Here is a 13678-nt window from a genome sequence, read left to right as displayed (position 1 = left end):
TTAATACTTTAGTGATCAGAGAGTATTACGGCCGGTCTTGCCTGCTTACGCTGGCTGGCGAATAATAATAAGGGCAGCGCTACCAGGAAAACAGCGCCCACTATGAGGTAAGCATCACAAAAGCTTAACAGGCTGGACTGCTTTACCACCACGGCATTCAGCATGCCCAGGCCCTGGCGCTGCGCATCTGCTGCGGTAGCTCCCCTGCTCATAAAATAATGTGTGTAGCCGGAAAGGCGTTGTACGGTTTCGGGATTGTATGCGGTAATATTGGATACCAGGTCGGCCCGGTGCACGGCATTGCGCTGGGTTAAATAGGTATTAACCAGCGCCAGCCCAAAGGAGCCGCCCAGCTGCCGCATCATGTTATTTAAAGCTGCGCCTTGCGGCATATCTTTTGGCTGCAGTGAAGAAACTGCCAGCATGGTTAAAGGTACGGTTACAATGGCCAAACCAAGGGCCCGCCAGATCAGCGCTGTACTAACATCAAAACCGCTGGCATCCAGGTCAAGCCGCGACATTTTCCAGCTAAACCAGCCAAAGAAAATAATGCCGGTGCCAATCAGGTACATGGGCGACAGGCCACGCTGCAGCAACCGCGAGGAAACAATTAACCCGCCTATGGCCAGGCAGGCGCCGGGCAATAATAACAGCCCGGTTTGGGAAGGTGTGAACCCTAACAGGCGCTGCGCAAATACCGGCGTTAAAAAAACAGAGCTGAACATACCTATGCCTGAAATAAAAGTAAGCACCGCTGCTATGCTCAGGTTGCGGCTTTTAAGCACACGCAGGTTCACCACAGGTTGTTTGGTCTTTAGCTCCCACCATACAAACAGGCATAATCCTACTATAGCCGTTACCGTTAGCCATACAATGTAGCGGGTTTCAAACCAATCCTCTGTTTCGCCCCGCTCCAGTACCGTTTGCAAAGCGCTTACACCAACCGCCAGCAGGAAAATACCCAGCCAGTCTATTTTACCGCCGGGCTGTTTAACAGCCGGCTCACCCAGCAATATGGAACATAATGAGGCTACTATAATGCCAATGGGCACATTAATATAAAAGATCCAGGGCCAGGAATAATACTCCGTAATGTAACCACCTAATGTTGGGCCAATGGTGGGGCCAATGAATACCCCGATACCAAATAAGGCGCTGGCCACACTTTGTTTTTCTTTGGGGAACAGCTCAAATACAATGGCCTGCGATACGGACAATAGTGCACCACCACCTATGCCCTGCAAAAAACGGAATGCCACCAGCATCCAGATATTGGTAGCCTGCCCGCACATAAAAGAGAAGAACGTGAAGGCAATCACCGAACCAATGTAATAATTACGCCGGCCCAGCAGGGTGCTCAGGAAAGTGGTAATGGGAATAATGATCACGTTGGCAATGGCGTAGGAAGTTACCACCCAGGAAGTATCTTCCAGCGTAGCCCCCAGGTTACCGCTCATATGTGATAAGGCTACGTTTACAATAGAGGTGTCTATGAGCTCCATCATAGCGGCGGTGATAACCGTTATGAGCAGGATGGTTCTTTTCATATATTATACCGATCGGTATATTTTATAGTAAAAAAATGTTATTCGAGATCGTTGATCAGTTTTTCAACTGATTGCATAATGGCATTGCGGTAATTGATCTTGCCGGTAACCTTGGTGATCATGATAGCACCTTCCAGCAAGGCAATAATAGTAAGCGCTGTTTGCTCCGGATCTGCTGTGCTGCTGAACTCTTTGTTATCTATCCCTTTTTTAATGAGCGCTGCTATGCGGTTTTTCCAGTGGGTGATGGCTGCGCTTACTTTTTCCTTTAAGGCAGGATGCGTATCATCTGCTTCTGTAGCGGTATTCAGCAGGGGACAGCCACCTTCGGGAAAGGGGTGTTTCAAAAAATCTTTGTACACGTGCACATATACCATCAGCTGGTCTTTCACCTTTTCATGTTTGCTCATCTCCCCACGAATGATCTGCTCTACCTGGGCACGGTTATGCTCAAACGCGGCCAGCGCTACTTCATCTTTATTATCAAAGTTGCCGTAAATACTGCCTTTTGTTAAACCCGTGGCTTCCGTCATATCTGTTAACGAGGTACCGGCGTAGCCCTTCGTGTTGAAGATGGGCGCCGTTTTCTCAATTATGAAAGCTTTGGTTTTTTCTGCTTTGGACATAGCTCTCTTCCTTTAGCAATACAAAAGTATACCGAACGGTATTATTTTCAAAATATATTTTCAGCCTTTCACTTTTACGTATTCGTAATGCTTTTTAATGTGCTCATTCAGATATTTGCCTTTGGAGCCGGAGGTACGCATGGCCTCATATTCTTCCGGCGGTACGCCCAGGTAATCATACACCATCCCGGATACAAATACTACCCGCAGAGTGGCTTTATCGGCATTGTACTTCATGGTGGCAACAACGGTGGATGGCATATGCAACAGTATTGGTACCTGTTTACCCATCAAAAATGAGGCCTTTGCTTGCCAGGGGATAAGCGGAACACCCGGGCCACAATTGCTTACCCGCAGTTTGTTTGCAGTAAATATTTTTATTGAAGACTTTGCTTGTTTGCCTGCAGGCCGCTGCAAAACTGTAAGGAGATATACAGCCGGGGTTAACAACACTAAAATAAATGGCAAATGCTGGCCGCTGTAACAACGGCCAGCATTCCAACATGAACACCAGGTAAATACTTCCTGAATGGGGTTAAACGACTACTCCTCCTCGTCCTCATCATCTTCCTCGGCATCTTCATCCAGCCACTCCATGTAAGAATAATACCAATCCTCCAGCTGCTCCAGCAACTCCTGCTTTTTTTCCGGCTCATTATGGAAGAACTCATCTACATTATCCAGTTCTTCAACAATGTCAATGTAAGCGGTTTCTTCATCTTCCTCCACACGTTTGGCAAAGAACCTTGGCTTTTCTGTGTGAAAGATGTATTCGTTGTCTGGATCTGTAATAGGATCGTCGGCGATCATAAACTTGGGTAACTGTGCCATCATTTTTTATTTAGTACTCAAAAGTACTCGATTATTGGATTACCAACAATGCAATTCTGTGCCGTTTTTTATGTATCAGTTACCCGGGTTATATACAATGCCTGCGGGCTGTACCGGCGTGCTTTGCAGTAAGCGCCGGCGTGGTGCGCCTTTGTTACTATGTAACTCAATACACAATCACTCTCCGGGGCCTGGGACGTACTACCACATATGCGGGTGGCGGCACGGGCCTTACCAGCACCACCGGTGCTACCAGGGGCCGTGGGCGTACTACCACCACTCTTGCCGGTGGTGGCGGTGGGCAATAAACCGGTACGCCCACATTTACCCGCACATGTACCTGCGCGTGGGTGGTTCTTGCTATACTACATAACAATACAATTGTTATAAAAGCAGTGATCTTTTTCATGGCCTTATTTTTTTGCGTGGTCAATAACCAGGTAATAATAATCATCGCTGTAACAGCTGTAGTAATAAGCGCAGCTGCTTATTACCAGTAAGGCTGCCAGGGTAATAATTATGACCAGGTAGTGTAATTTTCTTTTCATACACTAATTTGACGCCTTTCAGACCGCGAAGAAAAACACCTGCCGCCCAAACGGAAAAATTGCGGGGTGAACTGACCAGCAAAAATGGTGATACAATTATTGCTGTTTGGCCACCATACCCTGGTCCGGTACCCATTTATCATACTCCATATAGGCGGCTACTTTTTTAGCCATTTCATCACCGCGTAATTTCGCTACCAGGTGCAAAGCGCCGTCAATACCGGCGGAGATGCCGGCAGTGGTGATCACCCGGCCATTGTCCACATAACGTACATTAGACAATACTTTGGCCTGCGGTACCGCAGCCTGCAGGCCTTCTATACTTTCATGAAAAGTGGTAACGGTTAAGCCATCCAGCAACCCGGCTTTGCCCAGGATAAAAGCGCCTGTACATACGGAAAAATAGTGCTGTACATTGGTTTGCTTTTTTAGCCAGCTGATTACATCCGGATCATTAGCCGCTTTGCCTGCATTACCGCCAAAGAAAGCTATAATGTCTGCGGCCGGTGCGTTGGTAATATCATAGTCCGGTGTTATTCTTAGTACACCTTGCGCAAATAGCTGGTTCTTGTCCTTTGAAACAATGAACACCTCAAAACCCGCGTAGGTAAACACTTCCAGCGGTCCTGCAAAGTCCAGCACCTCTACCCCATTCTGCAGGTAAAAGGCCACTTTTAAACGGTCTTTTTTTGCCAGTCGTTCATGTTCTTCTTTGGTTTGTTTAACCAGCTCCATATTGCAATGGGTACATTTACCGGGCGCATTAAAAGCAATATCATCACAGGGATTGTTGCAGGGCAAACAATAATAAGTGTCCTGCGCATGGGCGCCAAAGCCCATAAATAACAGGCAGGCTGTAACATACAGTGAAAAGGTATTCATGAGCGGTTGTTTTACAGGCTAAGGTAAAACGGGGCGCTTTTTTTATACGGCCAAGGGCACGCAGTTTCAGGCCATTTTTTCAAGCCGGCGGGGTAATGCGGCTTCATATTTTTTCAGGAGAAAACGCAGCTGGTTCGTGCTTTTTAAGCCGCAGGCGCGTGCGGTGGCCTGCACCGTATGTCCTTCACCTATCATATGGGCGGCACGCTCCACGCGCAGCTTATCAACATACTGCCCAATGGTAATGCCGGTGGTTCTTTTAAACAGACGGGTGAGGTTACGTGCGCTCATATGCGCATCGCCCGCTACTTCCTCAATATTCAGGTTTTGATCCAGGCCCTGTGCCAACCGGTCCTGCACTTCATGGATCCGGTTTTCCAGGTGGTTGCGGTATTGCATAAAAATGCTGATCTGCGGATCCCCGGCTGTTCTGCGGGTAAACACCACTACTTCCCGCGCTACCTGTGCCGCCAGTACAGAACCCCATAGCTGTTCTATCATATACAGCGCAAGGTCAATACCGGAGGCTACGCCTGCGCTGGTAAAAATGGAACCGGATTCCACGAACAAACAATTATCGCGCACCTGCAGGTCAGGGTATTTTTGCTGTAAACGGTCAATGTATTTCCAGTGGGTAGTACAGGCCCTGCCATCCAGCAAACCGGCTGCTGCCAGTAAAAAAGCGCCGGTGCATACGGAGCAGATGGTTACTCCTTTTGCATGCTGCTCCCGCAGCCATTGCCCAAATGCAGCTGTAGAACGCAGGAATTTCTCATCCAGTAAAATAGCGGCCTCCAAACCAGGAATAAAGATGATGTCCCTGGGGCGCAGCGCTATGGAATTATAATCTACCAGGTCAGAAAAATGCAGGGCGCAGCTGCTTTCAATGCGGGTATCTTTTGGATCGATGGCCGCAAAGTAGGATCGCACCTGCACGCCATAATCACCGGCTTCATAGAACAGGTGAGCCGGCCCGGCAATGTCCAGCAAATGTACTTTGGGAGGGATGATGAATACGGCTTGCAGATCCTTCATGATGCGAAGGTAGAAAAAGTCCATGGTCCATAGTCCATGGTCCATAGCATATTTCGCGGGATAGATTTAACGGGGAATACCATAAAAAAAAGAATGGTCCATAACCTACTGCCTTTTACACGTTCTGCTATTTAACATGTAAAAGGCAATGGACTATGGACCATCGACCATGGACTAAAAACTAAAACGAGTATCTCAATCCCACCTGCATCTGCCAGCGGGAAGGCAGATCGGGGCTGGGGGTAAATGTTGAACGCAAAGAAGGATCAAACTGGTAAGTAGGCGCATTGCTGTTATAGGCAACAGACAAGGGTTGGAAGTACCCGGAAGTAGTGGCGTACTTCACTACTCCCCAGCTGCTGTTGATCAGGTTACCCAGGTTCACAAAGTCAATGCTTAGCTGAATGGTCTGGTTTCTTTTGGCGCCTTTGATAATAAAGTCCTGCAGTATACGCAGATCCAGCTGGTTGAGCCAGGGGTTTTCACCGGCATATTTTTCCGTGTACTGCCCCTGCCGTTTGCGGAGGTATTTATCCTGGCTAATGAACTGTTTAAAGGCGGCGCGCTGCGTGGCTGCATCCTGTACTACGCCGTTTACATCCGTGAGCGGTGTAAAGGGCATTTTATCAATTTCCGCATTGGTAGGCACATACAGCAGATCGTTGGTGGCGGTACCATCGTTATTAATATCACCGCCATACACATAGGCAAAACGGTTGCCGGAGTTCAGGGAACCAAACAGGGATACCGTGGTGGCCAGCTTTTTATTTTTTGCGTAGCTCCATTTTTTAGAGGCTGCGGCTATAATGCGGTGTGTATTGCCATACAGGGAGGTTGATAATATAGCGGCATTGGCATTATTCAGGATGGGATTACGGTCAAATGCATCGCTGGATATTTCTGCGGAAATAGAGCTGGCATCTTTTGCGATCAGGTAGTTATAACCGGCCATCAGGTACAAGCCATTCTGAAAATATTGCTGCGCCTGAAAGCTGGCGTTAAACTGATAGCCTACGCTGGTATTGGTAAACACATAGGCGTTGGCGGGGCCCTGGTCGGCAGGCAGGTAGATCTTACGGGTATCGCCGGTGCCGGAATTGAGGGTGCCGGTAGGAGTGCCCAGCTTATAGTTACGCACCATCATGCCATTTACATCCTTGGTATAGGCCAGGTCTACGGTGAACACGGTACCAAATGGAATGCGTACATCCGTACCCAGGTTAGAGCGCCATACCTGCGGCCATTTAAAGTCACGGGCAGTTACGTTAAAGAAGGTGCTGTCGGGGTTACCGATCTGGTTACCCACCCATACAAACGGAAAGCGGCCGGTGAACAAGCCGGAGCCACCGCGCACCTGCAGGGTTTTATCGCCCATCACATCCCAGTTAAAACCTACGCGGGGCGAGAAGAGTGGCTTGCTGCTGGGAAAGCGTGTATTATCTATCTCCTTGCCTACCCCATTGGTAAGCCGGCGGCCGTTGGCATCAAATAATATCATGTTCTTATTGTTCGCCACAGTGGGTTCGCCTTCAGTAAAGGTGCCGGCAAAAGTACCGTCCGGATTTACGTTGGGCGAACGGTAGCTGGCATTAAAATAGAACGGTACATCTATTCTTACGCCATAGGTTACACGAAAACGTTCAGATACCTGCCACTCATCCTGCAGGTAACCGGATAATTGGCCTACGGTTAAATAATACCAGGTCCATTCACCGGCGGCGGCACGGTTGCGGGCATAGTTCACATCTACATCCAGCGGGTAAGCGCCGAATACTACATTGCCGCCCCTGGGTACTTCTGTAATAAAGGTATTAATGTCTATATCCCCGAACAAAGTAGGGCCGTAACCGGTAAGGTTAAAGGAGTTACCGAATTTGTAGGATTCAAAGGAAGCTCCTGCTGTAAGCGTGTGCTTGTTCAGGAACATGTTGAAGTTATTGGTAATCTGGAAGGCATCCTGGTTCAGACGGTTGTTAATGGAGAACGGTTCATGCCCGGCAATAATATAACGTACGCCATTCTTGGAAATGTTCACCACGGGGAAGGGCGCTGAGAACGGGTTACGTTTATCCCTGAACAGCGAGTACACCACTCTTAATTTGTTGGCGTAGGTGCTGCCAAAGCTGGATTTTAATTCCGCACCAAAAGAGTGCAGCTGGTTCACTATTTCATACCCTGAATTGCGGAACTGTAAGGTAGTATAATCCGGCCCGCGGCGCCCAATGGCGCTGGGGTGCGCGGGTTTGTCCTTGCTGGCCTGCAGCCCGTTGTAGGTGAATGAGAGGCGGTGGTTCTGGCTGATATTCCAGTCGGCTTTAAACAGCCATTTATAATTTTTCTGGTCCAGTGTAAAGTTCTGGTAAGGACCAGTATCGTAATTAAAACGGGTTTTCAGAATGCTGCTTACCTGCATCAGGTCTGATTCCAGTACGCGGGAGGTGTTCGGCAGGCCCACATTGCTGCTGTTCTGTGCTACATAGCTGCTGGCCTGGTCGCTACGCTGTTCTGTTTCAAAGTTCACGAAGTAGAACAGCTTATCCTTTATAATGGGACCGCCCAGCGAAAAGCCGGCCTGCAGCTGTTTCAGGTCAGGCACCACCTGTTTATTCTTATCTACTTTAGAGCCGGTCAGGGATTGGTTGCGGTAAAAACCATATACGGTACCGGAAATATTGTTGTCGCCTGATTTGGTTACGGTGTTCACACCGGCCCCGGTAAAGCCCGCCTGCGTTACATCGTAGGGTGCAATATTCACCTGGATCTGGTCAATAGCATCCAGGGAAATGGGAGTAGCATTGGTTTGCCCGCCGGGTGTGGGGGCATCCAGCCCAAAAGGATTGTTGAACACCGCGCCGTCCAGTGAAAAATTATTATACTGCCCGTTACGCCCTGCAAAGGATAAACCGTTGTAGGTAAAGGAGGCTGAGGGGGTTAAACGCAGGTAATCATCTGCTGAGCGGGAAATAGTAGGCAGCGCGCGGATGGTGCGGCTATTGATGTTCATGGAAGCACCGGTCTTTTTATTGTCAAACACGGTGGACTGCCCGGTGATCACTACGTTCTTCAGCTCCACGGCTTTTTCCTGCAGCTGTATTTCCACGGCGTTATTCAGGCCCAGCTCCAGGTACACATTATCCGTTATATTTTCCTGGTAGCCCATAAAGGTTACGGTTACCGTGTAAGGACCGCCTACCCGCAGGTTAGGAACGGTAAAACGCCCGTCCGATTTGGTTTGCAGCCCCTGTTTAATACCGGCATTGGTAAAGGCTACCTGCACGGTGGCCCCGGGCAGGGGTGTGCCTTTAGGGTCTTTTACAATACCGCTCAGGGTGGCTGTGGTTACCTGGGAAAATACTTGTGTGACGCTTAATAAAAGCAAGGAAAGGCCCAGCAACAGATAGTACGTGTGCTTTTTAATTCTTAGCATAGCGATTGATTTTCGGTTGATACAAACGACAATAAGGCTGCAGGTACAGCCGGTTTTAAGATCCGGTAAAATTTGATTCGATTCGCTACAAGGGTTACAGTATACAGGTACGTGCTTTAATAAAAAGATTTTTACTGTAACCGGTTGGGATTACCCGCTTCCTTCAGCCCCTCCCAATGTGCTACACTAAGGGTCTGTGATTTTGATTGATTGATTCCGAATTTAAGGAAAATAGCTTAAACGCCTACCGCTTTTTTCTCTTTAGTGCGTGCGCGGATCTTATGACGGTGCTGTGTACCCCATTCACGCAGTGATTCTATTACATTACGCAGGGTAGCGCTATAGGGTGTTAACTCATATTCAACCGATACCGGCATGGTATTATATACATGACGGCGTATAAATTCATTGAGCTCCAGGTGCTTTAATTCATGCGACAGTACCTTGGCGGAAATACCTTTCACTGCTTTCTGTAGTTCGCCAAAACGTTTATTACCTTCCCCCAGCGCAATAATAATGGGCAGCTTCCACTTACCGTTCAACACATATAATGCATCCTGCACGGCGCTTAATGCACCCCGGCATTCTTCTGTTTGCTCTTTGGTAGCAAATTGTCCTTCAGGTCCTAACATAAAGCCTGTATTTTTAAGTTACCCTTTGGTAAGCACTAACCTTATGGTAAGTACTAACCACTGGTAAGCAAATATACGTATTTTTGATGTTGTAACATCTATTTTACAAAACTCTCGTAATAAAGCAAATATGCAAGTTGAAATATGGTCAGATGTGATGTGCCCTTTCTGCTACATTGGTAAACGCCGGTTTGAGCATGCCCTGGCGCAGTTTGAGCACAAGGATGATGTAACAGTGATCTGGAAAAGTTTCCAGCTGGATCCTACCCTGCCGGCCACCGGTACCAGCAGCATTCATGAATACCTGGCGGAACGCAAGGGCTTTACCCTGGAACACGCCAAACAAATGAATGACCAGGTAACGGCCATGGCTGCCGATGCCGGGCTGCAATACAATTTTGATAAAGCAGTAGTGGCCAACTCCTTCGACGCACACCGCTTTTCGCACCTGGCAGCCGAACATGGTTTAGGCGATGCGGCTGAAGAAAGCCTGTTCAAAGCCTATTTTACGGAAGGAAAGAACATTGCCGACCACGAAGTGCTGGCACAGCTGGGCGCTAATATTGGCCTGGATGCCGCTACTGTAAAAACCACCCTGGCAGGCAATGCGTTTGCCGATGCTGTACGTACGGACGTGGAAGAAGCCGCAGCGCTGGGTGCGCGGGGTGTTCCCTTTTTTGTGATAGACCGTAAGTATGCCGTATCCGGCGCACAACCGGAAGCTACGTTCCTCAGCGCCTTACAGCGGTCATTTTCCGAGCAGGAAAAAGCAGCTGAAACCGGCAGCAGCAACGCATGTGATATAGATGGGAACTGCTAAGAATTAATTAGCTGGCTCCCCCACCATCATGATCTTGCCGATGTAGAGATAGTTGGGCTGGTACTTCGCAGTATCCCCCAGCTCTGAGGGAATGACTATTTTGGTTTTGTTGATGGGGGCCGGGTCCAGCTTAAATACAATGGTATGCATACCATCCGGCAGGGGATCCAGGAAATAGAAGTTGCGCCGGAACCAGCTGCCATGGCGGTCAAAGCGCAGCTTACGGATGGTTTGCTTTCCATCAATAGTTATTAACGCAGCGGCGGATGAAGGCCCTATTATATCCTGCACACCGATCGTACTGCCTTTAAAGCGGATGGTTAAACTATCCTTCGGGTTATCCGTATACATCAGATCCGGCAAAGCGGTAAGCCAGCCTTTTATTTCCGGCATATTGGCCGCACTTTTCCAGCCGCCGGTATGTGCAAATTCTTTGGGTGAATACACACCGGTTTGTGAAAAATTGCCGGCAAATAACGGTGCCGGCAACACGCTTTTGGCCGATGATGCATTTAATGATTTCATTTCCTCAAATGCCTTGCGGATAGTATTGGTATAGATCTGGTGACCGGCATCACCGGGGTGTATGCCATCGTATGTAAATACGGTTTTACCGCCGTAGTCCGTTCCTTTTTGCCCATGAAATACCAGGGTGTTCTTTTCCAGCTGATCCAGCACATCTACTCCCAGGTTAATGGAAGGCAGACCGTAATGCGCTGCAATATTCTCCGAAAACCGCATAGAAGCTACCAGGTTCCCCTGCTGCAGCTGTTTTATCATGGGCTCTGAAATGGTGTACAGGAAGCAGATATCGGTTTGTGCATTGTGCTGTTTGATCTGGCGTACAATGCCTTCCATGGCATTACTGATCTTCAGGGAATCTGTACCGTCATTCACTGCAAATTCTACAAACACCAGGTCGGGGTTATAACGCAGCACATCCTCCTGCAGGCGGAACACGCCCAGGTCAGAACCGGTACCGCCTACGCCTGCATTAATGGTTTTAAGCGGCGTGCGTGGGTATTGCTCCTTAAACCATTGCTCCGTTTGCACCCGGTAACCCTGGGCGCCGGTAATACTGCCGCCCAGGTAAGCTATTACCACGGGATTGCCGCTTTGCATTTTTTGGAAAAAGTGCGGTAATCCCTGCCGGGAATGTAAGGCAGTTAATTTACCGGACGATTGTTTACCGTACCAGCCGGTAAAAAAGGCAAGTATACAAAACAGCAGCACCCTGGTCATTGGCAATAATTACGTGAGTTTATGGAACAATTACGCCGTGTGCGTTCAAAGGTTGTGCCAGCATCCAGTTATCCTGCTGAATGGCTACCAGGTATGACTTGGTGCGGTATACAGAAGGGCGTACCGCTTTTTTGGGATGGTTAGCCAGCCAGTCCTGCCGGGCCTTGGTGTAGGCGGTGACCCAGGCCTTTTCATCGCCGCCGTTGGCGGGTGTTTTTTCAGGGAAACGGGCGCGTACTACCGCGGGCACCCCACCGGAATGAATAAAGCTATCATAAATAACCAGCATGCTCAAAGGCAGGGTGAAACCTTCTGCATTAAAAAAGTGGGTGGCGGGTACGTAATACAGGATCTCAAAGGTAGCATCCTGCGCATCGTGCATAATGGGATCCTGCTGTGCGCTTACTTTTAACAGGCGTTTAAATTCATCGTCATTCACCAGGGACTGTTTACCGATCTTGGGTAGGTAGGGCTCAAAGTTTGCAGCAAATTTGCCACCGGCATTTACATAGCGCTCTATAATATTCTTCAGGTTACCCTGCTCTGTAGCCTGGCTGCGGCCATAGGTGATCTGTTTAACACCACCCTTACCATCTGCCAGTAAGGTTACCTGGTCATACTTACCTTCCGGCGTACCGGTTTCCATTACATTCACTATCTGAATGATCTTTTTTTTCTGTGCGTCAGTGATCATAATAAAAGAGGGGGTTTAAAAGGGGTTCAACGTTTTTTATACGGAGTATAATATTAACGAATAAATCCTGAATTTTAAACCCCCTCCGGTTATCTTACAATTAGGCTTCCACCGGTACTTCTACAATAACGGGCGCCTGCTGCGGCGCAGGTTTTGCCTGTATCATGCGGTTCACAAAATACATGAGCACCACGGTGATCAGCGTAGCTGCCATGGCCACTATACCCAGGCGGTTATAATGTAATAAAGCACCGGAAGCGGTTTGTGTAACCAGCAGCCCTGCCACTGCAGAACCAATACCACCGGATATTTGCTGCACAGAGGAGTTAATGCTCATAAACGCGCCCCGGTCCTGCGGCGCCGGTACGGCTGTGATCAGCGCAGATGCAGCCACCATACGTGATGAAACGCCCAGGAACATAAAGATGTTTATGCATATTACCGCAATAAAAGGCGTAAGACCCAGGTTGGTATAAATCGCAATGGTGATAAACGTAAGCATAGAACCAGCCGCAAACACTTTGTACTTGCCTATCTTATCACTCAGCTTACCGGTGAGCGGGCCAAAGATCATGGAGAATACGCCGGTAATACCATATATCCAGGGCAGCAGGTCCAGGCCTATGCCCAGGTTATGCGTAGTAAAAGCGCTGGCAAAAGGCATGAGCATAAAACCACCCGTAGCCAATAAGGTAGTAGCTGAAAAGGCCAGCAGGTAGCGGCTTTGCGAAAGCGTTTTAATAAGATGGAAGAACGGGTTCACATCCATACGGTTGTTCAGATGCGCGTTTACGGGCTGCATATATATGGCGATGGCAATACCCAGCAGCGTACCAAAAACCGTGAGCATCCAGAACGGTGCATGCCAGCCAAAATGGTTAGCCAGCACCAGTCCTACCGGTATGCCCAGCACCTGGCTTACAGCAAACGACATTTGCACAAAACCCATTACACGCCCACGCACCTCCATTTTAAACAGGTCGGTAATAATGGCAAAACTTACAGAGCTGATAACACCGCCGAACAAACCGGTTACCACGCGGGCTATGAGCAGGAAGGTGTAAGTAGGCGCCATACCGCATAAGAGTGTGCCAAGGATAAAACCGACATAAAAGAACAGCAGTAATTTTTTACGGTCAAACTTATCTGCAAAACCAGCTGCCAGCAGTCCGGAGGCACCGGCGCTGAAAGCGTAGGCAGATACTACCAGCCCGAACTGGGAGGTATTGATGTGCAGTTTATCCAGCAGGATAACCCCCAGTGGGGAAAGGACCATGAAATCCAGAACCACCGTGAATTGCAGCAAGGCAAGCACCGTGATAATAAATATCTGGTAAGAGGAAAAAGTGGCTTTGGCGGAAGGAGTGGTCGTTGTCATAAAACAGCTTTAATAA

14 protein-coding genes are annotated in these 13678 nt (G+C 48.6%); 1 reads left to right on the top strand and 13 read right to left on the bottom strand.

The window, feature by feature from the left end; all coding sequences use genetic code 11:
- Positions 1-8: 8 nt before the first annotated feature.
- From BMZ54_RS06950 to BMZ54_RS06905, 10 genes are all read right to left on the bottom strand, one after another.
- Positions 9-1547 carry a DHA2 family efflux MFS transporter permease subunit gene (locus BMZ54_RS06950; protein WP_089907957.1) on the bottom strand — a complete coding sequence of 513 codons (1539 nt, stop codon included), beginning with the start codon at positions 1545-1547 and terminating at the stop codon, positions 9-11.
- A 38-nt stretch (positions 1548-1585) separates the two neighbouring features.
- On the bottom strand, positions 1586-2173 hold the full coding sequence (locus BMZ54_RS06945; protein ID WP_089907954.1) for a TetR/AcrR family transcriptional regulator: 588 nt from the start codon (positions 2171-2173) through the stop codon (positions 1586-1588).
- 60 nt (positions 2174-2233) lie between these two features.
- Positions 2234-2434: a KTSC domain-containing protein gene (locus tag BMZ54_RS06940; RefSeq protein WP_089907951.1), complete on the bottom strand. Its 201-nt coding sequence runs from the start codon at positions 2432-2434 to the stop codon at positions 2234-2236.
- A 282-nt stretch (positions 2435-2716) separates the two neighbouring features.
- Entirely contained in the window at positions 2717-3007 is a 291-nt protein-coding gene (locus BMZ54_RS06930) for a hypothetical protein (protein ID WP_089907944.1), read from the bottom strand.
- A gap of 163 nt (positions 3008-3170) precedes the next feature.
- Positions 3171-3413 carry a hypothetical protein gene (locus BMZ54_RS32700; protein ID WP_143080928.1) on the bottom strand — a complete coding sequence of 81 codons (243 nt, stop codon included), beginning with the start codon at positions 3411-3413 and terminating at the stop codon, positions 3171-3173.
- A gap of 4 nt (positions 3414-3417) precedes the next feature.
- A complete protein-coding gene (locus BMZ54_RS33460) occupies positions 3418-3552 on the bottom strand; it encodes a hypothetical protein (RefSeq protein ID WP_256449977.1) in 135 nt (44 codons plus the stop codon).
- A gap of 96 nt (positions 3553-3648) precedes the next feature.
- Positions 3649-4434: a DJ-1/PfpI family protein gene (locus tag BMZ54_RS06920; protein WP_089907939.1), complete on the bottom strand. Its 786-nt coding sequence runs from the start codon at positions 4432-4434 to the stop codon at positions 3649-3651.
- A gap of 66 nt (positions 4435-4500) precedes the next feature.
- Entirely contained in the window at positions 4501-5469 is a 969-nt protein-coding gene (locus BMZ54_RS06915; RefSeq protein WP_162277484.1) for a GlxA family transcriptional regulator, read from the bottom strand.
- A 181-nt stretch (positions 5470-5650) separates the two neighbouring features.
- The gene (locus tag BMZ54_RS06910) at positions 5651-8896 is read right to left on the bottom strand and encodes a TonB-dependent receptor (RefSeq protein ID WP_089907934.1); all 3246 of its coding nucleotides are present in this window, start codon (positions 8894-8896) and stop codon (positions 5651-5653) included.
- Positions 8897-9132: 236 nt separating this feature from the next.
- The gene (locus BMZ54_RS06905) at positions 9133-9528 is read right to left on the bottom strand and encodes a winged helix-turn-helix transcriptional regulator (protein WP_089907931.1); all 396 of its coding nucleotides are present in this window, start codon (positions 9526-9528) and stop codon (positions 9133-9135) included.
- Between the two features lie 130 nt (positions 9529-9658).
- On the opposite strand from BMZ54_RS06905, the gene BMZ54_RS06900 reads away from it, so the two are divergent.
- Positions 9659-10348 (top strand): DsbA family oxidoreductase, encoded by a 690-nt coding sequence (locus BMZ54_RS06900; protein WP_089907928.1) that lies wholly within the window; start codon positions 9659-9661, stop codon positions 10346-10348.
- A gap of 3 nt (positions 10349-10351) precedes the next feature.
- Here BMZ54_RS06900 and BMZ54_RS06895 read toward each other — a convergent pair whose 3' ends face one another.
- From BMZ54_RS06895 to BMZ54_RS06885, 3 genes are all read right to left on the bottom strand, one after another.
- Positions 10352-11590 (bottom strand): SGNH/GDSL hydrolase family protein, encoded by a 1239-nt coding sequence (locus BMZ54_RS06895; protein WP_089907925.1) that lies wholly within the window; start codon positions 11588-11590, stop codon positions 10352-10354.
- 19 nt (positions 11591-11609) lie between these two features.
- Complete coding sequence (locus BMZ54_RS06890) at positions 11610-12284, bottom strand: chitosanase (protein WP_089907922.1); 675 nt, start codon at positions 12282-12284, stop codon at positions 11610-11612.
- 100 nt (positions 12285-12384) lie between these two features.
- A complete protein-coding gene (locus tag BMZ54_RS06885) occupies positions 12385-13662 on the bottom strand; it encodes an MFS transporter (RefSeq protein ID WP_089907920.1) in 1278 nt (425 codons plus the stop codon).
- Positions 13663-13678: the final 16 nt, after the last annotated feature.

It is taken from the genome of Chitinophaga rupis, assembly GCF_900109685.1.
GTDB lineage: Bacteria > Bacteroidota > Bacteroidia > Chitinophagales > Chitinophagaceae > Chitinophaga > Chitinophaga rupis.
This window is presented reverse-complemented; position numbering and strand designations above follow the sequence as displayed.

Coding starts and splice junctions, on each gene's coding strand:
- BMZ54_RS06905 (WP_089907931.1), bottom strand. CDS start 9,528: ATGTTAGGACCTGAAGGACAATTTGCTACCAAAGAGCAAACAGAAGAA.
- BMZ54_RS06890 (WP_089907922.1), bottom strand. CDS start 12,284: ATGATCACTGACGCACAGAAAAAAAAGATCATTCAGATAGTGAATGTA.
- BMZ54_RS06950 (WP_089907957.1), bottom strand. CDS start 1,547: ATGAAAAGAACCATCCTGCTCATAACGGTTATCACCGCCGCTATGATG.
- BMZ54_RS06920 (WP_089907939.1), bottom strand. CDS start 4,434: ATGAATACCTTTTCACTGTATGTTACAGCCTGCCTGTTATTTATGGGC.
- BMZ54_RS06900 (WP_089907928.1), top strand. CDS start 9,659: ATGCAAGTTGAAATATGGTCAGATGTGATGTGCCCTTTCTGCTACATT.
- BMZ54_RS06945 (WP_089907954.1), bottom strand. CDS start 2,173: ATGTCCAAAGCAGAAAAAACCAAAGCTTTCATAATTGAGAAAACGGCG.
- BMZ54_RS06885 (WP_089907920.1), bottom strand. CDS start 13,662: ATGACAACGACCACTCCTTCCGCCAAAGCCACTTTTTCCTCTTACCAG.
- BMZ54_RS06930 (WP_089907944.1), bottom strand. CDS start 3,007: ATGATGGCACAGTTACCCAAGTTTATGATCGCCGACGATCCTATTACA.
- BMZ54_RS06895 (WP_089907925.1), bottom strand. CDS start 11,590: ATGACCAGGGTGCTGCTGTTTTGTATACTTGCCTTTTTTACCGGCTGG.
- BMZ54_RS32700 (WP_143080928.1), bottom strand. CDS start 3,413: ATGAAAAAGATCACTGCTTTTATAACAATTGTATTGTTATGTAGTATA.
- BMZ54_RS06915 (WP_162277484.1), bottom strand. CDS start 5,469: ATGAAGGATCTGCAAGCCGTATTCATCATCCCTCCCAAAGTACATTTG.
- BMZ54_RS06940 (WP_089907951.1), bottom strand. CDS start 2,434: ATGCCATCCACCGTTGTTGCCACCATGAAGTACAATGCCGATAAAGCC.
- BMZ54_RS06910 (WP_089907934.1), bottom strand. CDS start 8,896: ATGCTAAGAATTAAAAAGCACACGTACTATCTGTTGCTGGGCCTTTCC.
- BMZ54_RS33460 (WP_256449977.1), bottom strand. CDS start 3,552: ATGAAAAGAAAATTACACTACCTGGTCATAATTATTACCCTGGCAGCC.